Source organism: Mycoplasma nasistruthionis (genome assembly GCF_006228185.1).
Taxonomy (GTDB): domain Bacteria; phylum Bacillota_I; class Bacilli_A; order Mycoplasmatales; family Metamycoplasmataceae; genus Mycoplasmopsis; species Mycoplasmopsis nasistruthionis.
Map to the genome: position 1 here is coordinate 607,604 of NZ_CP040825.1, position 25,123 is coordinate 632,726.

Here is a 25,123-nt window from a genome sequence, read left to right on the forward strand (position 1 = left end):
AGGAGAAAAATGAATGAACAATTAAATGCTACGATTAATTATTCAACTGACACAATAGCAGCCATTTCGTCTGGTTCGCATATTAATCAACCAATCTCAATCGTTCGTCTTGCTGGTCCTGATGCTGTTTCAATTATTAAAAAAATTTACAAAGGTAAAATTGGTGAAGATCATCAAATTACTTATGGTCATTTATATGATGATCAAACTTTAGTTGATGAAGTTTTAGTAATGTGATTTAGTGGAAAAAAAGATAAAAATGGTCAATTGGTTTATAACAACTATGTTGGAGAGCCTTTAATAGAAATCAATTGTCATGGTGGAATAGTTGTTACAAATAAGGTTTTAGAATTACTTTTAGCCCATGGTGCTAGGCTTGCAGAGCGTGGTGAGTTTACTCGTAGAGCATTTTTAAATGGAAAAATGGATTTAGTTAAAGCTGAGGCTGTTCATGATTTAATTATGTCTCAAACTACACAACAAGCTTATGCTAGCGTTAACAAATTTAATGGTAAAACTTCTAATCTAATTGACAATTTCTTACAAAAAATAGCTATTTTAATTGGTATTTGTGAAGTCAACATCGATTATCCAGAATATGAAGACATTGAACATATGGATAATCAAAACATGCTAAATCATCTTGCTGAACTAACGAGAGATTTAACTAAAATCATTAAAGTTTCAGAAGATGCCAGATATGTATTCGAGGGTGTAAAAGTTGGTTTTTTAGGTAAACCAAACGTTGGAAAAAGCAGTATTTTAAACGCCTTACTTTCAGAGGATAAAGCTATTGTAACTGATATTGCAGGAACTACCAGAGACTTGGTTGAAGCAACTTATAAAATTAATGACATGTTGTTTAAACTTGTTGATACAGCCGGTTTAAGAAACACAAAAGAAATTATTGAAAAAATAGGAATTGACAAGTCATTACAACAAATTGAGAAAGCTGACTTAGTAGTTCATGTTACAGATACAGTTCAAACAAATAATGAATTTGATCAACTAATTGAACAAAAAGCTAAAGAACTAAATAAGTTTTATATTAAAGTTTTAAATAAAATTGATTTATTAGATAAAAGCGATATTCTAACTTCAAATACAGTTAAAATTTCTGCATTACATGACAATATTTCTGAACTTGAAAATGCTTTAGTTTCTAATTTTGCTAATATTGACATTTTTGATGAAAGAATTTTCAACAACACTCGTCAATTATCACTTATAAAATCTGCATTAAATTCACTAAAACAAGCCACAGATGCCTTGAATTACAACGCAACTTTTGACATGATTATTGTGGATTTATATGCAGCTTGAGATGCTTTACAAAATATAAAAGGAAATGTAAACAGAGAAGATTTACTAGATGTTATGTTTAGCACTTTCTGTTTAGGTAAATAATATGGCTAAGAAACAAACTTTATTTATAGACGCACACAGTCATATTGCAGATCCTAGATTTAATGACAGTGCTATTGTTGAAATAGTAAACGCTTTTCAATACAACAGAATTGAATTCACCTTTGTGAATGGTGGTAATGTTTATGATAATCAAAGAACATTAGCACTTAAACAAGCGTTGCCTGATAAAGTTGAAATTGCAATTGGAATTCATCCAGAGGCTATTAAAACGGGGCAAGAATGATTAACAGTTGAACCAATGCTAAATAGCGATGTTAAAGCAATAGGTGAAATAGGTTTAGACTATTACTATGATGACGCCCCAGATAGACAAATACAATTGTCTTCATTTGAAAATCAAGTTATATTGGCTTTAAAACACAATTTGCCGGTCGTTGTGCACATCAGAGATAAGGAGAATTCAGATTTAGCTTATCAAGATGCTTTTGAAATTCTAGAAAAATATAAACCAAGATTTATGCTTCATACTTATGCCGGTTCAGTTGAATGGGCTCATAAATTTATTAAACTTAATGGGTATATTAGTTTCAGCGGAACTATTACATTTGGCTCAAATCGAACTGCTAGAGATGTTGCTAAAATTGTTCCACTAGAAAGAATTTTAACTGAAACTGATGCCCCTTATTTAAGACCTCATCCTTACATAAACGAAATCAATGAACCAAACACCGTTATTTACACAGCTTATTATTTATGTGGCCTTTTAGGTTTGGGTATGGATAAATTTGTTTCTAGAGTCAACAAAAATATAAAGGAATTTTTAAACATAAAATAATGAATAACAAAAAAGAAAGATATGCAAAGAAAGAGTTTGGTCAAAACTTTTTAAAAGACAATAATGTCATAAATAAAATCGTTAATATATTTGATATTAACGATCAAAAAGTTATTGAAATTGGACCTGGCCGTGGCGCTTTGACAAAAGCTTTATTACCTAAAGTTTCATCTCTAAATGCCTTTGAAATTGATCCTGATATGATTAATGTTTTAAACGCAGAAATCAATGACTCTAGACTAAACTTAATTAATCAGGACTTTTTAAAAATTGATTTAACAGACTTTAAAGATTACTTTATTATTGCCAACATTCCTTATTACATAACAACTGATATCTTATTCAAAATCTTTGATTTTAAAGATAATTTCAAGGGTGTAATTTTAATGGTTCAAAAAGAAGTTGCGCAAAGAATTTGTGCAAAATTTAATACTAAAGAGTATTCAAAATTATCTGTGTCAGCACAATATCTGGCTGATTGTAAACTTGAATTTATTGTACCTGCTAATTGTTTTTCACCAGCCCCAAAAGTGGATTCAGCTATTATTTCATTTAAGTTTAAGAATGACTTGAAATACACTTGAAATGAAGTAAAAGACTTTTTTAAATTATGTTTTGAGCATCGTCGTAAAAAACTTTCATATTCACTTTCAAGTGTTTATAATAAAACTCAGATATTAGAAGCTTTTTCTAAAATGAATTATGATGATAATTTGAGAATTCAACAATTAACTGTTAATCAAATTATTGAATTATATGAACTTTTAAACAATAAAAAATAAATTCGGAATTGCTTCCGAATTTTTTATTAGTGTTTTGAAGTTAATTTGTCTGTTTCTCTATATGGAATGATGTGTATGTGTGTATGCATTACTACTTGCCCGGCTGTTTTTCCGGTATTTATTAATAATTTGAAACCCGGAATACCTTGGTCTATAACATGTTTTTGTGCTAGTTTTCTAGCAACTTTTAATGCATGCAGATAGGTGTTTTCATCATTTAACAAGATATTTTGCTCTTGTGATTTTGGAATAACTAAAAAATGTCCTTCTGTTTGTGGAAATGCGTCATAAATTGCTATTACAATATCATCTTCATATAGTTTTTTAGCAGGAATATTTCCTTCAATGATTTGTGTAAAAATTGACTTTTCCATTATTTGGCTACAAACTCTGAGTTTTCTAATTGTTTTTTGATATCTTCAATATCAACTTTTAAAACATAACCTAATTTAACAAATGTGGATTCAGCTTTTTTGTATAATGCATCATCATAAACAGCTGCTAGAAGTCTTAATTTGTTTAAGTTATTGGCATATGGTGTTTCTTTAAAACTTAATTTTGTTTTTGTATTTTCTGTACCATTTTCAGTCACAGTTTCTTTTTTACCAACAGGTTTAATTTGTGATAGATAAATTACAGAAATATTAGCGTTATTATTTGAAACAGGAACAGCTGATGCAACTACTCCATCTGAATTAACTTTAACCATTTGTTTTGTAATAGGATTATAAAATCCTATTAAAATGTCATCATTTGTTTTTGTTAAAAGAGTATCAACTGAATAATCGTTGTTTAAATTATCAGATTGAAGTCCTTTGTATCCACCCATTGTTAATTCATAAGAAGCATTAGTATTAATTAATAAAGCTTCTGTAGGAATTGTTTCAGCAACATTGGAATTTTGAATTAATGAAATATAATCGCTTACATTTGAAATAGATGTTTGAGCTGTTGAAAAGATATCAACAGGGTTTGAACTATCATATTGTCATAATTGAACTAAACGCTTGTTAATTACATAACTAATTAAATTAAAATCATCTAAATCAAATTTATCACCATATAAAGCAAAAGCTGATGCTTCAGTTTTTAATAACTGATCTTTGTCATTAATTTGGAAGTATTTATTTACTAATAAAACTTTATTAACGATTAATTTAACACCTGTTTTTTCTGTGTTATATAAAACTGTAAATTGTTCTTTTGTTAATGGTGTTTTATAAATTGTAGATGCTAATGATTTTAAAACTTCTAATTGTTCAGGTGTAAAAATACCTTCGGTTTGTCATTTATTTAATTGAGTTGATAGATATAAAGTACCTGTTGATCCATCAGTATATTGTTTAGCTAAATATGATCGATAAGCTTGATAAGCGTCATTTAAAAATGCTTCATTGTCAGTTAAATTAGTTTCAATATTGTATAAGGCTTTCAAAGTTGAATCTAGTCATAAATTTTGTGCAATTGTAGATACTTCAGAATTTTTAAATAAAGCATCTTGCTTAATTTTTTCTTCTGTATCTTCAACTATACCACAAGCAATTGCAGATACTGGTAAAACTGAAACAGGGGCTAATGTTAAAAATTTAAATCATTTTCTCATTAATTATTACCTCCTTCAGTTTTATCTTGAATTACTTTTGAGACCGCTTCTGATAGTGTATCAATGGCTGATTTTTCACTAAATGATTGATTTTCTCAATCATAAACAATCTTATTTAATCCGTTTGAAATTGTGAAATTATTGCTTGTTTCTGTTTTTAGTTGATTTTGAATTCAACTTGAAATTGAAGTTAGAATATCCACTTTTGCTTTTAAAATATTTCCTTCAACAATTGAATCAATTTTTGTTGATAATGAATTTATTAATTCTGTTGAATATTTGTCTTTATTTTCAGAAACTTCATTTGTTTGTTCTTGTAAGTAAGAATTAAACCCTTCAAGTTTTAAGGTTTTTTGAATAATTTCATTTTGTGATAATGATTTGTTTAATTTGTTAGCAATATTGAAGTTTGTTTTATTAGTTGAAGCTAAACTTTGACCATCTAATTTAATGTATTTTTTAATATCTTCAATTGAATTGATTTTGTCAAATCTAACAATGTTAATTTCTTTATCAGAAACTGTTAGATAAGCATCTTCCATATCTTTAATTTTGTAAGTGAAAGACATTCTGTTTGATGAATTAACTTTTTGAACTAGATTTTTGTTGTAAATTGCTTTTAGAACGTTTTGTTTGTTTATTTCAGATAAACCGTTAAAGAAGTCTTCGATTTGTTTATTAATTGAAGCTAACTCTAAAGCTGTTTGATCTAAAGTCTTATTAGCTGATTTTAAGGCTTCAAATGCTTCTACTGCTGTTTTATATGCATCAGAACCTGCTATTTCAGCTGTTAAATTGTCTTTACTAAACATTTTGGCTAAATCAACTTCAGGAATAGAAGATTTGTTATCTTTTGAAAAGACATCGTTAGCAATTAATGATAAAGCTGCATATTGGTTTGAACTAAATAAATCTTTAACTTCTACAATGCCTGAGGTTGCTAAGTTTTGGCTTCCTGATAGTGTTAGTTTACCTAATAGAACTTGATGTCTAGCTAATCTTTCAGCGAATTGTTGATCTGTTTCACCATCTTGTTTAAGTGCATAATTTGGAGCTGTTTTAAAGCTTTTTAAAGTATCAAAGTTTGATGATAGTGTAAAACTTGCTGAAGCTGATGCCTCTGTATTTTTATAAACATTAAACATGAATAAATTCTTTAATGTTTGAAGTTGGTTTGAATCAACCGTAAATGCTGAATTTAAATCTTTTGACGCAACACCTGGTAGTTGCATAATTGTAGGAATTACAAGTTGTTTTTTAGCTAGTTCATTAATAAATGGCTCTGGTGATTTTAAATCCATTCCGCCGGTTTTTTCAGTAATAAATGACTTAGTTAATAAAGTAACAATTTTGTTTGAATTATTAGGATCAACAAAATAATTTACATCTTCTTTTAAATAAGGAAAGACTTTGTCACCTTGATTGAATAAAACAATAGGTTGTCCGTTTTCGCCTCTAACTTGTTGGCCTAAAGCATCTACTTTGTAAATTGTTTTAGTTGCTGTTCTGTCAATGAACGCCCTATCAGTTAGTTTAAATTCTAATTCAAATCTTCTTTTTGCTTCTGTTTCGATTTGTTTAAATACTAGAAAATCAATTGCTTGTTGTTCTGTGGCACTTTTTCCATATTCTTCTTTTTGTAGTTCAGCAGTGAATTGTTTATTTCAATTTTCAAAACCATAAACTTTCTTTAAGTTTGATTTTAAATCTTCAATTTGATTTTTAACATCCTTTTTAATGTCATCTAAAGATTTCAATTGGAGATTATTTTGAACTTGTTCACTGTTTGTTCTTGAACCGTTGATAATGTTTTGGTATTGAATTGAAGCTTCATATTCTTGTTGATATAAATAACTGATTGCTTTGTGATATAAGTCTGACATTTGAGCATTTGTTTTTGCTGCATCTGTGTCAATTTTATTTGTTAATTCACTAACAGTTAAAACGTTTGATGAATCACCATTAGGTTTCTTAAATGAAAAAACAGGCTTATCACCCTCTACTGGCTGGTTATATGAAACTTTTGTCACTGTCACAGTTAACGGAATAGTAATTGCCGCAATTATTCCAACTGTTAAGATTGAAAATAAAATAATTGATAGCTTGCTTCTTTTTTGTTTATTAGTAGTATTTTTGTTTTTACGTTCGTCATGCCTGTCATTCAATTCAGTTAGACGTTCAAAAAATGATTTTTGTCTTTTAGCCATTTACACCTCATAAAAGTTAATTTTTTCAAAATTTCAATATTATTATTTATTATATCAAAATATTAATTATAATTTAATTATGGTCAGAAGCATATACAAACAGGTTTTTAGCACTGTGAATAGTTTAGCCAATGAGCTAAAATTTGTTTATTCTTTAGATACCGAATCAATAAATCACATTAAGAATTTTAATCAAGAATTTACTGATTTAGGAATCCTAATGACCGTTTCAGGCTTATTGAAATTACATTATTTTTATCCACACATAATCGAATTTCATAAAAATGATTTAGACTATTTTTTGCCTTATTTAAGAATTGAAAATCACTATGTCAAGATTGGTCTATTAATTGAAACTAATAAAAAACAGTTTGACGAAGCCAAACTGAAAAATAAATTAAACAAGATCAAAAGGAATTTTGATTTGTATCAATTGATTGATGATTTATTTACAAATGAGCCTTCGTTCTGGTTATATTTATCAGAAAGTAAATCACGAGACTTAAATTATCAAAAGATTATTACAATCAACCCTTATTATTACAATGTTTTAAAAATTGACGATGATTTACAAGTACCTTATTTAAGTTACTTCGAATCGTTTAAACCATTTTAATCTGGTTAATACCAGATTTTTTATTGCTGTTTTTTTATCAAAAAGGCATAAAAAAAACAGCGGCTCCCTATTTTCACCTTTCGGCTATCGTCGGCACTAAAGAGCTTAACTACTGAGTTCGGAATGGGTTCAGGTGATCCTCTTTGCTATAACCACTGATTAAATTGTATACTATTTGATTTAACAGTCAAGTATTTTTTTATGTTTTTTATTATTTCTTCATAACTTTAGGGACTATTTTTTCTTTAAATCATTTGGTTCTTGTAATTTTGTGTACTGAAAGCGTTTGCATGATGTTTCATAGTCCACCAAATAATCAGTAAACTTGAACACCAGCTGTAAGAATAACTGTGAAAACACACATTATCAGCATAACGATTTTTTGGGTTTTTTCGTTTTTCTTTAGTGCTTGCTCTTCAGCAATTGAAATTCTCTTTCTGTGTTTTTTCTTGTTTAAGTATTGTGGTAAGTACATTGAAGCAAGTTGGATTAACACAGTAACAATTAATATTCAAATGTAAACAAATTGTCCACTAAATAATTGTTGATATGAAGTTGATGCGAAATTTAATCCTAATCAAGTTGTTTGTTTAATTTCAGGTATTGACTGAATAACCCTTCACATAGCAAGAAAAATAGGAAGGGTAAGTAATACTGAAGCAAATTGATCCATTGGATTAACATTGCTTTTAGCATATAAGGCTTGAATTTCTTGTTGTTTTCTAACCTTCATCGCTTTATTATTTTCTAAACCAGCATATTTTGCATCAATTGCTGCTTTCTTGTATTTCAAATCTTCTTGTAGACCTTGGAAAAGGACAGATTTATAAGTAACAGCTAAGTTAATTAAACGAGTTACTATAACTGCAAGAATAATACAGATAATTGAAGCTCATCCGTCTCACTCAGGCAGAGCACGACGTAATGGTTGCATTAATTTAGCTAATGGATAAACAAATATTCCAAAGAATGGTCCGTATTCTCATGCTTCACCTCATGAAGTAATAGGTCTTATAGGATTATCACCGCTTAGCGGAGCTTTTGATACGTTTTGAGATTTTAATAAATTAGTGTTATAGTCATATTTTGAAACTAATAATCCATTTTTAGCTATAACATCTTTATTTTCACCATTAAAATATTGAAGTTCTTTTAGATATTCTGTTAGAGTTTTTTGATATGCAATTACTGCTACATATTCTCTTTCAGTTAAAGTAAATAATACTCCGTTTGCACCATTAGAATCAACAGTGTTATTGTTTCTTACATCTTGTGAAATCGAATCAATTTTTTCTTTAAGGAATAAAGAAGGATCTTTACCTAAAGCTTGATAAATTTCTGAAGATGGTCCAAATGAGTATTGATAAAACATTTGTAAAACATCTCTGGCAAATGCGTTTCTTGGACTGTTGTCATTGTTTGAATAAGTATAAACTTTTTGAAGTCCTGGAATTCAAACAACATTATAAACTTTTTGACCTGAATCATTTGTTGTAAAGATGTTTTCTTTTACAATGCTTGTTTTACCATTTTGTTGTTTTTCAACATCTCTTGTTTGTAAAAGTAAAATTGGTAATGTTTGATTTTCTTGTCCAGATGTTGTATCAAGTGCATAAGCAAGCGTATAAACATCTTGTTGTTGCGCATTTGATACATATTCATAAGTTTTTGAATTATCAGATCTGAATAAGTATTTTCCATTACGTTCAAGAATAGGACTTGAATTTCAGCCATCGAGATTAATGTTTTTACCAAATTTAAATGATGTTAAATAATTAATTTGAACTCCGTAATCACCACCATTAGCAACTGTTTGATTTTTTAGTGATTTTAAAACATTTTCATCAGTTACTAAATAATTAGCTTGGCTATCAACATCTAATTTGTTAATTTTAATGATTTCTTGTGATTTCTCAGTTGAGTTTTCAATAGAATAATCTGTTTTTATTTCTTTATTTTTTAAAGTATTAACTCTTGGCGCTACTTCATCTTTGTTGTTATAAAACTCTACACCGTTCCCTACGTTGTATGAGTTTTTAATTACAAAAGATTGAACACACCCTGTTAAAGCTAAACCGAAGATAATTATGTAGAAAACTATCTTAATTCACTTAAGAGTTTTCTTGATAATTTCTCTTCTTTTTTCTTTATGGTCACCGTCGCCAGTGAAGTATGTAAAATTATTTTTTTTCATTTTTCCTAAATTTCTCAAAAAGTTTTTTTGTTTCATTTAACTTGTGTTGAAATGAAGTATTTATAAAATCTTTTCGAACAATTAAAACAAAATCATAAAGTAAATCTGTAATATTTACTTCATGCAGAATCGCCTTAAGTTGTCTTTTGAAATAATTTCTTTGAGTTGCAATTGCAAATTTTTTAGGTACTGTTAATCCAACTCTGTGGTATTTGCTTTTTCTAAAATAAACAATTAACTGCTTGTTAATTAAAAAATCGCCCTTACCATTATTCAAAACCTTGTCGAATTCTCAGTTTTTTCTAAGACGATATATTTTTTCATTTTAAAATTTAAGATTATTTATCTGAAACTGTTAATCTTTTTCTACCTTTAGCTCTTCTTGCTGCTAATACTTTTCTACCATTTGCAGTTTTCATTCTTGCTCTGAAACCGTGCACTTTAGCATGTTTACGCTTGTTTGGTTGATAAGTTCTTTTACTCATAAATCCTCCTTATTTTATATTTTATATATAAGCGTATGTATATTATACAACAAAAACATTTTTCTGCCTTAAAGGCTAATTAGTAATTTTTATACAAGCGCCTTAGCCTTAAAAGTAAAAATTTCACATTATTTAAAGCGTTTAATTTTGTTGCTAATTATTTAAATTTAATTATTGTATAATTTAAAATAAGATATAAAAAGAGGTAATAATGTTAAATTTAAAATATGTTTTATCAGCTGAAAACGAAGTTAGACAAAAGCTTTTAGATCGTGGTTTTGATATCAAAATTTATGACAAATTTGTTGAATTAGCGAAACAAAGAGGACACTTAATGTCTCAAGCTCAATTAAAGAAAAATGAGCTTGCTCAACTATCAAAACAATTTAGTAAATTAAAAGACAACCCAGAACAATTGGCAGAATTAAAAACACAAATTGCTCAAATTAAGCAACAAGAACATGATTTAAGCACTGAATCAGAAGCTCTAAATAGTCAAATTAATGAATTAATTTTACAAATTCCTAATATTGCTCTAGATGATGTTCCTGTTGGAAAAGATGAAAATGAAAACGTTGTTTTAATGACTAGAAATGATTTAGGTAGAGGTTTAGTTAAAGATGTTTTACCTCATTATGAAATTGCTAAGAAACTAGACATTATTGATATTGAAAGAGCTGTTAAATTATCTGGTTCTAGATATGTAATTTACAAAAATGCTGGTTCAAGGCTTGTTAGGGCTTTAATTAACTTCATGCTTGATTTACATCAACAAAAAGGGTATCAAGAATTTAATACACCTGTTATTGTTAAATCAAAAACATTATATGGTACTGGTCAATTACCAAAATTTAAGGAAGATTTATACAAACTTGAAGGTGCAGATGAGTATTTAATTCCAACAGCTGAAGTAACATTAACCAACATTTATAATGATGAAATTGTAGATTTAACAACCCCTTTTAAAGCAACTGGTTATACTGAATGTTTCAGATCTGAAGCAGGTAGTTCAGGTAAAGATACTAAAGGTATTTTAAGACAACATCAATTTAAGAAAATAGAATTAGTAAAAGTAACTACAGCAGAACAAGCTATCGAACAGTTTCAACTTATGTTGGAAGATGCTAAAGATGTATTAGAAAAATTACAAATCCCTTATCGAGAATTGCTTTTATGTACTGGTGACTTAGGTTTCTCATCAAGAAAAACAATTGACTTAGAATTATGACTTCCTTCTGAACAAAGGTTTAGAGAAGTTTCTAGTGTGTCTTATATGGGTGATTTCCAAGCTCGTAGAGCTATGATTAGGTATCGTTTAGATGATAAGAAAACTGAATATGCACACACTATGAATGGTTCGGCTTTAGCTGTAGATAGAGTTATTGCTTGTTTATTAGAACTTTATCAAAATCATGATGGTTCAATTACAGTTCCTGATGTTTTAGTTCCATATATGGGTGGTTTAACTGTAATTAAATAACAAAATAAAATCCTTGATTTTTATCAAGGATTTTTTAGTTACTGTTGTTGTTTTAATAAGTTATCAATATATTCATAATCAATGAATTGATTATATTCTAATTGGATATCTGGTTCAATTCCTTGTTCAGTAAATTGAATTTGGTTATTTTCATCTAATACAACTAAAGCATTGTTTGAACTTAGCTGGAAACTTGTTCCATCACTTAAAATTACCGGTAATATTGAACTCATTCCACCACCGGAAGTTCTACCGATTGTTTTAGCTAATTTATTATTTTTTAAAACCGCAGCAAATGCATTAGCTGCACTAAATGTAGCTTCAGATGTTAAAACATAGAATTTAAATTGCGTATATGAATCTAAATCATCTACTACACCATCTTTGTTGATATCAACTTTATAATTTTCAGTTGTTAACAAATCATCAGCAATATGATATTCGTATTTCTTGAACGTTTTGTTTGTAAAGAATCCTAAAATTCTATTTAGTACTTCTACACTCCCACCACCATTTTGTGACATATCTATTACAACATTTTTAACTTTTGGTGCGTTAGGTTTTAATTTAATTGAAGAATTATATTTTGCTGTTTTTTGACCTGTTTCCACTTCTTTGTTATGTGCTTGTATTCGCTCAAATGAGTCTTTAAATATTTCAAAAGTGTCTTGACTAGGATTGTTTAAATCTGATGTGAATGAACTTGTTTTTATAAAAGCTGTTTGTCCCTCTATAACTAGGTTTTTGGTATCATATCTGCCAAGTTCTCTATCAACATCTTTGCTTGCAGTATATAAAGCTCTATAAGCTATCGCAAACTTTTCACCTGCATGACCTGTGGATTTAAAACGTGTTGAATTTTTAATAAATTCAACTTTTTGTAATGGGGAAAAATAATAAGCTAAATTATGATAAACACTGTGCAATTCATCAAGTTTGTTTTCGATGATATCCAAATAAGCTTTAGCGTTATCAACAGGGTCTGTTGATAATAATAAAACTTTATTCGCTTGACCTATGAAATTATCAAAATCATCTATGTGTTTGATATTTTTAAGCCCGTATAAGTTCTCTAAAATAAATTTTAATTGATTGTAAACGCTTTGTCTATCTTCTACTGATGGTTTAGTTCTGTTTAATTTTGAAGTTTTAACTTGTTGAACCGTTTTACCTTGAATTAAGAAATTTACACCATAAACTTTGTCGCCGTTGTAGTAAAAATTGTAATAATTGTTGCTGCCGAAAATTAAATTGAACAGTCAAAAAGGTATATATATATCGTTTGAGTTTTCTTCGCGTGCAAAATACAGTTCAGCTCCATATTTTTGGAGATCATACTCTGTATTTTTGTTGTCTTTATTATCTTTTGACTCTATGGTCTTAATTACACCATCAAAATGTTTTGTGTCTTCAGGGTGTTCTGAGAAGAAAAACAATTTACTATCAGTAGCAATAATTTTGTTTTCAAGCGAATCAATAATAAATTTTCTCTTTTCATAACCGTTATGACCAATTTCAAACTCATAAATTGTTGGTTTAACTCTTGTCATGGTTATATCGTTTTTGTTTAACAACCCTCTGAATAAGCCGTCAACAGGTTTACCTTTGATAAACGAAAGCGCGTCGTTTAATTTGATGTAAAAATCATGTTTATCATTTACTTTATATAAATCTATTGATGATTTTGTAAATCTTTTGCCTTGATCTGTATTCACAAACGGAATTGTTGTTTTTTGGAGTTTTGAAACAACAAAAGTTGATCTGGCTTTTTCATCTCTCTTTTCAATAAATTGATCTAATAATGGTTTATTATCAATTTCTTTTTCTGTTACATCGGTTGTAGTTGTGTCGCTAGAATTAGTTTTTGAAGTATCGCTTTCTGATTCTGTCGCAGGTTTCAGATCTTTGCTTGTATCACTAATAGCATTATTGTTAATATATGTTCCTGGGTTAGCTTCTGTTCCTGGGTTAGCTTCTGTTCCTGGGTTAGCTTCTGTTCCTGGGTTAGCTTCTGTTCCTGGGTTAGCTTCTGTTCCTGGGTTAGCTTCTGTTCCTGGGTTAGCTTCTGTTCCTGGGTTAGCTTCTGTTCCTGGGTTAGCTTCTGTTCCTGGGTTAGCTTCTGTTCCTGGGTTAGCTTCTGTTCCTGGGTTAGCTTCTGTTCCTGGGTTAGCTTCTGTTCCTGGGTTAGCTTCTGTTCCTGGGTTAGCTTCTGTTCCTGGGTTAGCTTCTGTTCCTGGGTTAGCTTCTGTTCCTGGGTTAGCTTCTGTTCCTGGGTTAGCTTCTGTTCCTGGGTTAGCAGAATTCTTTGGATTTTTTGGTGTTTTATCAATTATTGGTTTTGCTACTTTTTCATCATTATTTCGTTTGTTTTTTGGATTTTCTGTTTTTATATCTTTGTTACTTTCAGATTTTAAATTAACACACGATGTTGAAATAGTTGTCAAAACTGTTGTTGACGACAAAATTAATAATATACCTTTTATTTTTGTTAATTTATTCATAATGAAATTATATTCTTATAAATTTGATTTCTAGTTTATTAATAAGTTTTAAAAAACAAAAAACACTCATAAAGAGTGTTTTATAATTCTTTGATAATTCTTTCAAATTGTTTTTTAACAAAATCATTTTCAGAAAGTTTAGAAAGGTAATCCGAAACTTCTTCATAGTCTATTTTTAAAAACTTTTTTAAAAAATTCTTTTTCTCTTAAAATGACTGTTTTTTTAGGTAAATAACAATTTTCTTTCTTTTTCTTATCATTGAAATAAAACAAAATAGGTTTTATATTTTCCTTATCTTTTACATCAAATTCTTCGATTAAACAAGAATAAGTTCTTATAAGCTTTTTATTTATGTTTATAAATTTACCAGTATCATGATCATCATTATATTTAATTTCTAAATAATAAATTTCATTTGAGATTTTATTTTTAAAAAGTAAATCAACATCCTGCATTGTTTGATGTGAATTTTCAGGATAATTTATCGAATTTAAAACCAGTGTCTGCTGTAAATTAGAAAATTCGTATTCGACATTAGATTTAACAGTCGTTTGTTTGTTGATATATTCATCAATTATTTTTTCATTTAAGTTATTTAGTTTAAAACTATTATTTCTTTTATTGCTATATTTTTTAATAATTTCATATCTACCATCTAGTTCTAAAAGTTTCGTTATAAATTCTTCAATAAAATTACCAAATTGAATATTGATGCTTTGTAATAAACCAGCCAAAATTCTGTATTTTTTAGGTATTATATGAACTTTTTTATCTTGTTTGCGCACTATTTCAACTACTTTTTGTGTCAATACTTTTTCATTCAATATTTTTAAAATTCGTTCTTCAACTCATTTTGTAAAATTGTCATTATTCATTACAGTTATCACTTTCGTAAATAAATCTTAAATCATTCAATGGAATAAATTCACCTTTATAGTAGACATAAAAGTAATCTCAACCATTGTGATTAATTTTATTTAGTTTTTTAGCACTCATTTTATGAATCGATAGTTTGTCTTCATCGTCAGAAACATGACCATTCTCTAGTACAAAGCATTGAGATTCTTTGTTTTTAGAAAATAATTCTTGTTTTATTTTTAAATAACCTTTATGAATTAATTCTTGCATCGAAACTTTAGGTGGTTTTTTCTCTAATGTTAATTGGTTTATGTCGTTTAACTCTGCTTCCACTTCATCTAATCTTTTTTGAGCTGCTTCAATATATTTTTGTTCTCTTTCTATTCCTACGAAATTTCTACCTAACTTTTTAGCAACAGCACCTGTAGTTCCTGTTCCAAAAAACGGATCAAAAACAATATCATTAGGTTTTGTAGAAGCTAAAATAATTTTTTCTAGTAATGCTTCTGGTTTTTGAGTTGAATGAAGTTTTTTGCCGGTTGCATCCTTTAATCTTTCATTTCCAGTGCATAAAGGTATTTCTCAGACTGATTTTTCTTGCTTATTATTATTTAAATGCTTCATTGTTTTGTAATTAAAGGTAAACTTGGTTTTCTTGCTTTTTGATGCCCATATCATTGTCTCATGAGCGTTACAAAACCTAGTTCCTGCGAAATTTGGAACAGGATTTGATTTATGTCAAATGATGTCATTTAATATTCAAAAATCAAGATTTTGCATAAAATAACCTAATCTATAAATGTTTTGGAATGAACCAATTACACAAATTGTTCCATCTTTTTTTAATATTCTTTTACATTCATTTAACCATTTTATGCTGAAGTCATCATATTCTTTAAAACTGTTAAATTTGTCTCAATCATCATCAACACCACTAAATTTTTGTCCGCCAACTCTTAAAAGTTCACCTTCTGTTTGCATGAAGTATGGTGGGTCAGCAAATATAAAATCAAAAGATTCGTTTGGAAGTTTTTTCATTTCTTCTACAGAATCTCCGCTAATTATTGTGTTTAAAATATTTTTTTTCATTTTATCCTTAATGAGTACTTGTTGTTTTAATTATAGCAATTAAATTTTGTTGAATTATTTTGCCGGACTCAAAAACACTCAAAATGAGTGTTTTTTCTTTATTTTTCTATTTTGTAATATGTTGAGTTAATGAATATAACATCGCCACCTCTTAATTTAGCACTTCTGCCAGCTGGTACTTTATCGTTAATTAATATAGTATTTGTTTCTAAAAAGTTTTTGGAAGCACCACCTGTATCAATTAATCCTATAACTTTTAAAAATTGGCTTAATTTAATGTGATCATCTTTAATTTTAAAAGTCATTTTAATACCTTCTTAAAGGTGTAATAAACTGAATGTGGTTTTTGTCACTTTCAGATGAAATTAAAACTTTGTCAGCATTTTCTGAAATAAATATATTAATTAGCCCAGGGTTTAATACACTAGCTGCTTCTTTTACATAGTTGTAATTGAAATCAATTTCTAAACCATAACCTTTAACTATTTTTAATCCGTTTGTATTTGATGTACCGGTTCCAAGCTCAGGAATTTCATAGTTTAGATTTAATTCATTTTCAGAAAAATTAAATGCCATCTTTTTGTCTTTTTCATTTGTGTAGAATAAAGCTTTATTTATTGTTCTAATTAGTTCATCTCTATCAATTTGATAATGACGTGAGAATTTGGTTTGTAATAATCCTTGAATTTGAATTGGTTCAGCTTTGTTTAAAACTACTCAAACTGTCGTATCTTCATAAATGATACCAATTCTTGATTTAGTGAAATAAATTCCCACGTTTTCAGGTGCATCTTTTGTAATAATTTTCTTTAAGTTTTTAGCATCAATAACTATGTTTAAATCAATTGGTTGGTCAATGAACAATAATTGAGTAGATAGTCTATAAGAGTCAGTAGCAACAAAACGAATTGCATGTTTGTTATCTTCTGTATGTAAATAGTGTAAGTTTATACATTTATAAATTACTGAAATTAATTTATCGCTTGTTTGAGTGGTTGATATTGAAACATCAGAAACAATTTTTTCAAATTCTTTCGAATTGATTTGAAGTGGATTTTCTGGTTCATCAAATGAAATTTGAGGATATTCAGAAGCATCTATTTTAGTTAAAGTAAATTTAGTTGTTCCTTCATAAATATCAATTAAATTTCCTTTTGTTTCGAATGTTACAAATTTATCGAATTTCTTAATTATATTTTTAAGAATGTTAGCGTTTATTAAGACACTACCTTCTCTTGTTACTTTAACTGATGTTTCATCAACTTTTACTCTTTTTTTAGCACCCATAATAGATGAAGCCCCAACAAGAGTTAGATATTCATTATCGATTGAAAAATTAATACATCTAAAAGTTGGATATGTATCACTACTATCTATATAGTTTGAAATAAATTCAACTAAATGTTCAATTTTGTTTTTTGAAATTTGAAATTTCATATTTTCTCCAAATAAATATTAATAATATAGATTGTTAATATGTTAAATTTAAGCAAAAAGTTAAAATTAAGCCTGTTTTTAAGCCAAAAATTAACTTTTTCTTAAATTTCAATATGTGAATTAAATTCTTAATAAGTGTTAATAAGTCTAAATAAAATCAATTTTAGATCTTAGTTCATTCACAACTATATTAAGTGATTCTTTGTTTTCTTCGTTCTTTTTAAAAACGTTAAGAATTGTTGCGTGGTCTTTTTGCAGTATTTTTCCTATTTCAACAGATGAAATATCTTTGAAATAAATTTTTATCATATGGACAGCTGCTCAACGGGCAACTACGATTTCTTTTTTTCTTGATTTTCCGGTGATATCTTTCGTAGTGATTTTGTAATATTTAGCAACTTCTTTTAAGATAGTTTCCGGCTTGGCTTTTTCTTTTTCAGTAACATAATCTACAAGTATATTCTTAACAACATTTAAGACAACATCTTTGTCGCTTGATTTGATTTTTTCACGATAAAAACCAAGTCTTTTTATTGCGCCAATTAAAGTGTTTAAGCTTTTGGTTGTACTTCTAGCAATGTACTTAATTGCTTCTTCACTAAAGTCGTTTTCATCTAAGTTCTCACTAGGTAAAAAAGCACATAAAAGCTTTTTATAATCATTATAATTAGGCTCTAAAAGACGTGTTTGAAAACCAGATGAAATGCGTGAAATAATACGGTCATGAAAATTCTTAGAAATTTCTTTTAAGTCTTTCTCACTGGTGATTATGGTTATTTTACCTTCAAAAATACGATCATCTAAAATCTTAAAAATTAAGTCTTTTGTAGCTTTTTTGTTACCTTCTCCAAAAACATGAAAATCATCAAAAAATAAATAGTCATATTCTTTAACTAAGCTATTTGTTAACCTATCTATAACATCAGTTCTATTGTCTTTCATGTAAGAAGTAACTTGGTTTGTAAAATCGATTGGTTTAATAACAAAAACAGATTTTCCTTTTGAAACTAATTCGTTTTCAAGGGCTGAAATAATATGTGTTTTTCCATGCCCTGATTTACCTGAAATGAAAAGAACATTGTGTGAATATTCATTATTAATTATTGATTGAATAATTTCATAAACTTCACTATTAAAATGACAATTTATATAGTTGCTAAAAGTTTTTGTTTTATCTAAATCTTTTTTGATAGATGAAAGATTTATTTTTTTAGTTACAGTTATGCTTTTAACAACTTTTTGTGTTTCTTTTTGAGCTTGAACTGTTAATTCATCAACTAAAGTGTAAGTATAGTCTCTACCAAGAACATCGAAAACAGCTTTTTCAAAAAATTCATTGTTGTTTTTTTTGAAATCAGCTAGATTTGGATAGGGTTTCTTTATAAAAATAACAATATTTTTATCTTCGATTGTTAAAACTTTTAATTTTTTAAAAAAAGTATTAAATAAAAAAGGATCTCTAATCTCAGATTTAAAATACTGAATTAATTGATTTTCTTTAACATTTAAATTAACCTCTTCAGGTGTGGGAGGTTTTTTATTTAGCGTGTTATTCATAACTAAATTTTATACACTTTTAATAATATAAATTTTAAAACTATTAATAAATAAGTAATTTACAATTAATTAACAGTGTAATTCACAGTTTTTAGCACTAAAAAATAGAGTTTTTATAACTTATTAACAAATGTGAATAAATATTTTTTAAAGTTGTTAATAACTAATTGATATTAATTAAAATAAAGTTGTTAATAAGCCTGTGAATAAATCAGGTGCAAAAAATACAAATATTAACTAATTATTACACTTATATTTTTTAAATATCTTATAATTTATATTATGAATACAGTTAATGAAAATGGTTTATTTATTCAAAAAATTAAAGGTGGAAAAGATGAAGGCTGAGCCTTGTTTTTGTTTAAAACAGAAGAAAATGTAACATACAGGGTTTATATGACAAAAAACTTTCCAAATTTAAGAATGAGATATAAAGTAACATTAAATCAAAACGATAAAGGTAGTTGAACATTAAATTCATTTACTCCTATAATCGAAGTTAGAGAAATTAATTGAGAAGATCAATTTACAAAAATACCAAATATCGGAAAATTATCAGCAGCTAAGCTTAACAAAGCTTTCGGTAAAGATATTTTCAGAATGGTTGACGATTTAGAAAAATATAAAGAAAAACTTCTAGAAGTAATAAAAGAAAGCCAAATAGAATCTATAAAAATGTATTACGATGAAAAAAGAGATTTAATCAACGGTTTGATTGGATCAGAAAAAAATTCACAAAGTCACTTAGAATTTTTCTATGCCAACAGTTTACAAGAAACAATTTTGCCAATTTTAGACAAAATACACGAAGGCCAAGACATTAATTATGTAACTCATTATAAAACCAACAATCCATATATTTTAATTAACGATGAATACATAGGTTTTATGGAAGTTGTTGACAGATTTGCTCTTTCTTTAGGGTGAAAAAATGACTGTTTTTATAGATATGAAGCTTATTTTTTAAATCGAATGAAGTTTTATGAAAATTACAATTCAACTCTGATCAGAATTGATGTTGTAATGAAAGATGTTCAAGACTTTTTTCAAGACCTAAATCAAGATATAGAAAATGAATATATTAATTTAATGTTGCAAAATGGTTCATTAACACTAACCGATCAAGAAAATTTAAAAGTTACTAGAACGGCACTTTTAAACAAAGAAAAATTCATAGCAAAAAAATTATTAAATATACAAAAAAATAAACCTACAATTAGCTTAACAAGTGAAACTAATTCACAACTTCACGCTCTTACTCCGCTTCAAAAAAGAGCTTATTCAAACTTTATAAATGAAAATGTATCAATTATTTCAGGTGGTCCTGGAACTGGTAAAACATTTATTATTAAGCATATTTTTGATACTCTTAAATCTAATAAATTAAAATCAGAAGTTGATTATGCGATTTTAGCTCCAACTGGTAGAGCTGCAACAAATATAGCTTCAAAATCAAAGGCTAAAGTTAAAACAATTCATAGTTTATTGCAAATAAAAGACACAAAAACAGCAGTACCTTATGATGTTTATGATAAGTTAAAAGATTTAAAAATATTAGTTATTGATGAGTTTTCAATGGTTGATGTAAATCTATTAGAAAAATTACTTAAAACATGTCCTAGTGTTGAAAAAATCGTCTTAATTGGCGATAAAGATCAATTGCCAGCAATTGGACCTGGTGATTTATTAAATGATTTAATCAATTCTGAAAAGTTTCCGACTGTAAAATTTGAAGAGTTTTTTAGAAGTGATTCACAAACAATTTGAAAACATTTTAGTTCAATAAAAAACAAAAAAATGCCTGAATTTGAAAAAGGTGTAGTTGATTTAGTTGTATCAAATCCACAAACATTTAAAGAAGATATATTAAACATCTTTGAAAAGAAAGTTGAAAAATACGATATTAAAAATACAATGTTGATTTGCCCTGTAAACAAAGGTGAATTAGGATTGGATAAACTTAATCCATTAATTCAAGAAAGAATTAATCCGGACGGTAAAGTTATTTATGAAAGCAACAGAAAAACACAAAAAATAACTTTTAAAATTGGTGATAAAGTTATGCAACTAGAAAACAGGATTGCTGATGATATTTGCAACGGTGATATTGGTTTTATTAAAGATGTTATTTACTCAAATAAAAAGACAAAAGATAACAAACAACAAATTGACAAAATTATTGTTAGTTATGAAAGACCTGATGCTCCAAACAAAGAAATTTCATATACTAAAAATGAGTTTGAAAGAGAAGTTAAGCTTTCATATGGTTCAACAGTTCACAAGTTCCAAGGTTCTGAAATTGCTTCAGTAATTTTTGTGGTTCATCCTGACTATTCAGGTATGTTAAAACAAAACTTAATATATACAGCAACTTCCAGAGCAATTAAGAACTTAACAATTATTACTATAAGTCCTGAGTTTTATATTCAAAAATGTTTAGATGTAGACAAAACTAATAATAAAATAGAAACTAATTTAAGAAAATTTTTAGTAGATTAGAGGTTGTATGAAATTAATAGTAGGACTAGGGAATCCTGGAGAAAATTATAAATACACAAGACATAACGCTGGTTTTTTAGCTATTGATAAAATATGTGAAAAACTAAATGTAGAACTTAATAAATCTAAATTTAATGGTATTTATGCGAAGGTAGATGATTTAGTTATAGCAAAACCCTTAACTTACATGAATGAGTCAGGAACATTTATTCAAGCTTTATGTAACTTTTTCAAAATTCAACCAGATGATGTTTTAGTAATTCATGATGAAAAAGACTTTCCTTTAGGAAAAAGTGCTATCAAAATAGGTGGTAGTGGTGGAAGTCATAACGGTGTTTTAAGTGTTATTAAACACTTAGGAACTGAAAACTTCAAACGTTTAAAAATAGGTATTACAATTCCATTTGAAGGTCAATTAAGAGATTTTGTGTTAGGAAAATTTAGCGACACTGAGCTAAAGGTTTTAAATGAAGTTTTAAATAGCGCAGCTGAAGCAAGTATTTCTTATGCATTCAATGATATTTATGCAGTAATGAACAAGTTTAATTCTAAGCACAAAGGATAATGAAAAAATATTTATTAGCAATTAGCGGTGGCCCTGACAGTATGTATTTATTGAATAAGTACAAAAATAAAGATATTGTAGTTGCCCATGTTAATTACGGAATAAGAGAAGATGCAGAATTAGACACTAAAATAGTGTCTGATTTTTGTATAAAAAATAATATAAAATTTGAGATTTTAAGACTTCAAAAAACAGATTTTAAAACAGGTAACTTTCAAGATTGAGCTAGAGAACAGCGTTATGATTTTTTTAAGAGAATTTATAAAAAATATAATTGTCAAACTCTTTTAACAGCACATCATTTAGATGACTTTTTCGAAACAGCAATGATGCAAAAAAATAGTCAAAGAAAAGCTTTATTCTTTGGTATTAAACAAAAAAACATAATAAAAAATATGATAATCGAAAGACCGCTTATTAAGATGTTTAAGTCTCAAATTCTAAGAAAATGCATTAAATATCAAATACCTTTTAACGATGACTATACAAACTTTCAAACAACTTATCAAAGAAATATAATAAGAATGAATTATAAAAACAAATTTATTCAAAAAAATTCAAAATTTGGTGTTTTAAATTTAGAAACATTTTTTTGAAAATTAAAGAAAAACAAATTCAAAAACAATTTTTAATTTGACAAAATAGCCGATTTAGTCAAGACACTTTTAAAAATTTAAAAAATAAACAAGAATTAATTTTTATGTTTATTAATCAGCATTTTGAAAAAATCAATCTATCAAAAAAGAAAATAAATTCAATCATTGATTTTGTTTTGTCAAATAATAGAACAAGCAATTTTTTACTTAAAGAAAAAACGCATTTAAGGAAAATCAAAGGAAAAGTTCAAATTTAGTATTAATTTACACCACAAAAATGAAAAAATACAATTTAACCCCTGTTTTCTGGGGGTTTTAATTAAACAAATTAATATATAATTAATTTATTAATTATATGAAAGGAGAAAGAGTGAATTCAAATAAAAAAAGAAATTGAAGCTATATCATAACAGCAATTTTTGCGCTTGTTATAATAGCGGTAATTCTTTACATCTTTCTTAAAGATTTAAATGCACCAAGTGTTATAACTTCAACAAAGCTTATTAAAATTGTAAATGGTGAAGAAGCCAATACAGTTTTAAAAGAAATTAAGTTTAATCCTTATAACAATTTAATAACAGGTGCTTATGAGACTAATGGAAGCAATATTAAATTCCAATTAGCAGGTAGTCTAGGCTTTCTAGATACACTGCAGTCAGGGTTTGGTGAGAAATTAAATTCAATTAATGGAATTTTAATTGATAGTACTTCAGCACCGCAACCTGGTTTCTTCTCACAATACATTCTTCCTTTCTTACCAACAATATTATTTATTGCGCTAATGCTATTCTTATTCAGATATCAAACAAGAATGATGTCTGGAAGAGGTGGTGGTGGAATGTTCGGTGACGAAAATCCAGCACAAGTAGTTAAGTCAGATAAAAAATTCTCAGATGTTGCAGGAAATAAAGAACCAATTGAAGAAATTAGTGAAATAGTAGATTATTTAAAAAATCCTAAAAAATACGAAATTTCAGGGGCAAGAATGCCAAGAGGTATTTTATTAGGTGGTCCTCCTGGTACTGGAAAAACTTTATTAGCTAAAGCAACAGCAGGTGAAGCTGATGTTCCTTTCTTCTTTGTATCAGCATCTAACTTTGTTGAGTTATTTGTTGGTATGGGAGCTAAAAGGGTTAGACAAGTAATTGAAACAGCCAGAAAACATGCTCCAGCAATTATTTTTATCGATGAGCTTGATGCAATTGGTAGAACACGTGGAAGCGGAATTGGTGGTGGAAATGATGAACGTGAACAAACCTTAAACCAACTTTTAGTTGAAATGGATGGAATTAAAGAAAATTCAGGTTTATTATTTGTAGCAGCCACAAACAGAACAGACGTTTTAGATCCAGCTTTAACAAGACCTGGTCGTTTCGATAGAGTTATTACAGTTGGTTTACCAGACGTTAAAGAACGTGAAGCAATTTTAAAATTACATGCTAAAGGTAAACGTTTCGCTGAAAAAGTAACTTTTGCAAACATAGCAAAAAGAACACCTGGATTTTCAGGTGCTCAATTAGAAAACGTTATTAATGAAGCGATTTTATTATCAATTAGAGAAAAAACAACATTAATTACACTTGAACAAATTGATGAAGCGATTGACCGTGTAATGGCTGGTCCAGCTAAAAAATCAAGAACAATCACGCAGGAAGAATTAACACTAGTTGCTTACCACGAAGCAGGACATGCTGTAGTTGGTATTAATGTTCCAGGCGGAAACAAAGTGCAAAAAATTACAATTATTCCACGTGGACAAGCAGGTGGATATAACTTAATGATGCCTGAAAATGAAAAGTACAACTACACTAAACAAGAGCTTTTAGCTTCTATTGCAAGTTTTATGGGTGGTAGAGCTGCTGAAGAAATTGTTTATGGAAAAAGCCATATAACAACAGGTGCAGCAGATGATATTAGCAAAGCCACAACAATAGCTAAAAGAATGGTTACTGAATTTGGTATGAGTGATTTAGGTCCAATTAAATATCAAGAAGAAGAAGGTTCACCATTCTTAGGAAAAACCCTCGCAACAGCTTCTGGAATTTCAAATGAACTAAACCATGAAATCGATTTAGAAGTAAGAAAAATCATTTTAGAAGCTAAAGAATTAGCTGTTAAAACAATTGAAGAAAATATGGAATTATTGGAATTAATCAAAACATTGTTACTAGAAAAAGAAACAATTGTTTCTGAAGAAATCCAATATATCGCTAAACATTTAACACTTCCACCAGATGATATGGAAGAAGAAATTGAACAAGCTAAGCCTTTATCAGTTGATGAATTAATTGAAGCAACTAAAGAAAAATCACAATCAAAATCTGAAAGTCAAAATAAAAAAGAACCCTTAAATTCAGAGCTGAAAGAAAATTTGTAATTAAGGCAAAAGTTAATAATACGACTTTTGCCCAAAAACCCAACAGAAGAATTAAAAACACAAGAAAACAAAG

Annotated in this window: 21 protein-coding genes and 1 rRNA gene; 9 read left to right on the plus strand and 13 right to left on the minus strand. The window is 28.0% G+C overall.

Annotated features, from left to right (window positions below; all coding sequences use genetic code 4):
- Positions 1–9: 9 nt before the first annotated feature.
- From mnmE to rsmA, 3 genes are read left to right on the plus strand one after another with little or no spacing between them, the layout of a single operon-like run.
- Positions 10–1,407, plus strand: a complete 1,398-nt coding sequence (mnmE, locus tag FG904_RS02545; RefSeq protein ID WP_139592352.1) for a tRNA uridine-5-carboxymethylaminomethyl(34) synthesis GTPase MnmE — start codon at positions 10–12, stop codon at positions 1,405–1,407.
- A 1-nt stretch (position 1,408) separates the two neighbouring features.
- Complete coding sequence (locus tag FG904_RS02550; RefSeq protein WP_139592353.1) at positions 1,409–2,203, plus strand: TatD family hydrolase; 795 nt, start codon at positions 1,409–1,411, stop codon at positions 2,201–2,203.
- Entirely contained in the window at positions 2,203–2,985 is a 783-nt protein-coding gene (gene rsmA / locus FG904_RS02555) for a 16S rRNA (adenine(1518)-N(6)/adenine(1519)-N(6))-dimethyltransferase RsmA (RefSeq protein WP_139592354.1), read from the plus strand. Before FG904_RS02550 ends, rsmA begins: the two co-directional genes overlap by 1 nt.
- Before the next feature lie 26 nt (positions 2,986–3,011).
- On the opposite strand, the gene hinT is transcribed toward rsmA, so the two are convergent.
- Genes hinT through FG904_RS02570 form a run of 3 tightly spaced genes read right to left on the minus strand, consistent with a single transcriptional unit; the run spans position 3,012 to position 6,795 of the window.
- Positions 3,012–3,359 (minus strand): histidine triad protein HinT, encoded by a 348-nt coding sequence (gene hinT / locus FG904_RS02560; protein WP_139592355.1) that lies wholly within the window; start codon positions 3,357–3,359, stop codon positions 3,012–3,014.
- Positions 3,359–4,588 (minus strand): HinT-interacting membrane complex lipoprotein P60, encoded by a 1,230-nt coding sequence (locus tag FG904_RS02565; RefSeq protein ID WP_139592356.1) that lies wholly within the window; start codon positions 4,586–4,588, stop codon positions 3,359–3,361. The genes hinT and FG904_RS02565 overlap by 1 nt, the downstream gene beginning before the upstream one ends.
- The gene (locus FG904_RS02570) at positions 4,588–6,795 is read right to left on the minus strand and encodes a HinT-interacting membrane complex protein P80 (RefSeq protein WP_139592357.1); all 2,208 of its coding nucleotides are present in this window, start codon (positions 6,793–6,795) and stop codon (positions 4,588–4,590) included. The genes FG904_RS02565 and FG904_RS02570 overlap by 1 nt, the downstream gene beginning before the upstream one ends.
- Positions 6,796–6,874: 79 nt before the next feature.
- On the opposite strand from FG904_RS02570, the gene FG904_RS02575 reads away from it, so the two are divergent.
- Positions 6,875–7,411, plus strand: coding sequence for a hypothetical protein (locus FG904_RS02575; RefSeq protein WP_139592358.1), 537 nt, complete (start codon positions 6,875–6,877; stop codon positions 7,409–7,411).
- A 54-nt stretch (positions 7,412–7,465) separates the two neighbouring features.
- Here FG904_RS02575 and rrf read toward each other — a convergent pair.
- The 4 genes from rrf to rpmH all read right to left on the minus strand — a co-directional run bounded on the left by rrf (position 7,466) and on the right by rpmH (position 10,090).
- Positions 7,466–7,571, minus strand: a 5S ribosomal RNA gene (rrf, locus tag FG904_RS02580).
- Positions 7,572–7,622: 51 nt separating this feature from the next.
- The gene (yidC, locus tag FG904_RS02585) at positions 7,623–9,605 is read right to left on the minus strand and encodes a membrane protein insertase YidC (RefSeq protein WP_139592359.1); all 1,983 of its coding nucleotides are present in this window, start codon (positions 9,603–9,605) and stop codon (positions 7,623–7,625) included.
- Positions 9,592–9,921 (minus strand): ribonuclease P protein component, encoded by a 330-nt coding sequence (rnpA, locus tag FG904_RS02590; protein WP_139592360.1) that lies wholly within the window; start codon positions 9,919–9,921, stop codon positions 9,592–9,594. The genes yidC and rnpA overlap by 14 nt, the downstream gene beginning before the upstream one ends.
- Positions 9,922–9,943: 22 nt before the next feature.
- A complete protein-coding gene (rpmH, locus tag FG904_RS02595) occupies positions 9,944–10,090 on the minus strand; it encodes a 50S ribosomal protein L34 (RefSeq protein WP_004794083.1) in 147 nt (48 codons plus the stop codon).
- A gap of 211 nt (positions 10,091–10,301) precedes the next feature.
- Here rpmH and serS point away from each other — a divergent pair, with 211 nt between their 5' ends.
- On the plus strand, positions 10,302–11,570 hold the full coding sequence (gene serS / locus FG904_RS02600) for a serine--tRNA ligase (protein ID WP_139592361.1): 1,269 nt from the start codon (positions 10,302–10,304) through the stop codon (positions 11,568–11,570).
- Positions 11,571–11,608: 38 nt separating this feature from the next.
- Here serS and FG904_RS02605 read toward each other — a convergent pair whose 3' ends face one another.
- The 6 genes from FG904_RS02605 to FG904_RS02630 all read right to left on the minus strand — a co-directional run bounded on the left by FG904_RS02605 (position 11,609) and on the right by FG904_RS02630 (position 19,013).
- Positions 11,609–14,071 carry a S41 family peptidase gene (locus FG904_RS02605; protein WP_139592362.1) on the minus strand — a complete coding sequence of 821 codons (2,463 nt, stop codon included), beginning with the start codon at positions 14,069–14,071 and terminating at the stop codon, positions 11,609–11,611.
- 138 nt (positions 14,072–14,209) lie between these two features.
- Positions 14,210–14,947, minus strand: coding sequence for a HinfI family type II restriction enzyme (locus tag FG904_RS02610; RefSeq protein ID WP_139592363.1), 738 nt, complete (start codon positions 14,945–14,947; stop codon positions 14,210–14,212).
- Entirely contained in the window at positions 14,940–16,019 is a 1,080-nt protein-coding gene (locus FG904_RS02615) for a DNA-methyltransferase (RefSeq protein WP_139592364.1), read from the minus strand. Before FG904_RS02615 ends, FG904_RS02610 begins: the two co-directional genes overlap by 8 nt.
- A 98-nt stretch (positions 16,020–16,117) precedes the next feature.
- The gene (locus FG904_RS02620) at positions 16,118–16,324 is read right to left on the minus strand and encodes an RNA-binding S4 domain-containing protein (RefSeq protein WP_139592365.1); all 207 of its coding nucleotides are present in this window, start codon (positions 16,322–16,324) and stop codon (positions 16,118–16,120) included.
- Position 16,325: 1 nt separating this feature from the next.
- Entirely contained in the window at positions 16,326–17,456 is a 1,131-nt protein-coding gene (locus tag FG904_RS02625) for a DNA polymerase III subunit beta (RefSeq protein WP_139592366.1), read from the minus strand.
- Between the two features lie 147 nt (positions 17,457–17,603).
- Complete coding sequence (locus FG904_RS02630) at positions 17,604–19,013, minus strand: DnaA ATPase domain-containing protein (protein WP_139592367.1); 1,410 nt, start codon at positions 19,011–19,013, stop codon at positions 17,604–17,606.
- Between the two features lie 282 nt (positions 19,014–19,295).
- Between FG904_RS02630 and FG904_RS02635 the strand changes: the two genes are divergently transcribed.
- The 4 genes from FG904_RS02635 (at position 19,296) to ftsH (ending at position 25,050) form a co-directional block, all read left to right on the plus strand.
- Positions 19,296–21,512: an AAA family ATPase gene (locus FG904_RS02635; RefSeq protein ID WP_139592368.1), complete on the plus strand. Its 2,217-nt coding sequence runs from the start codon at positions 19,296–19,298 to the stop codon at positions 21,510–21,512.
- 7 nt (positions 21,513–21,519) lie between these two features.
- On the plus strand, positions 21,520–22,077 hold the full coding sequence (pth, locus tag FG904_RS02640) for an aminoacyl-tRNA hydrolase (protein WP_139592369.1): 558 nt from the start codon (positions 21,520–21,522) through the stop codon (positions 22,075–22,077).
- The gene (tilS, locus tag FG904_RS02645; RefSeq protein ID WP_139592370.1) at positions 22,077–22,709 is read left to right on the plus strand and encodes a tRNA lysidine(34) synthetase TilS; all 633 of its coding nucleotides are present in this window, start codon (positions 22,077–22,079) and stop codon (positions 22,707–22,709) included. The genes pth and tilS overlap by 1 nt, the downstream gene beginning before the upstream one ends.
- Positions 22,710–23,043: 334 nt before the next feature.
- Positions 23,044–25,050, plus strand: a complete 2,007-nt coding sequence (gene ftsH / locus FG904_RS02650) for an ATP-dependent zinc metalloprotease FtsH (RefSeq protein WP_246051800.1) — start codon at positions 23,044–23,046, stop codon at positions 25,048–25,050.
- The last annotated feature ends 73 nt before the right edge of the window (positions 25,051–25,123 follow it).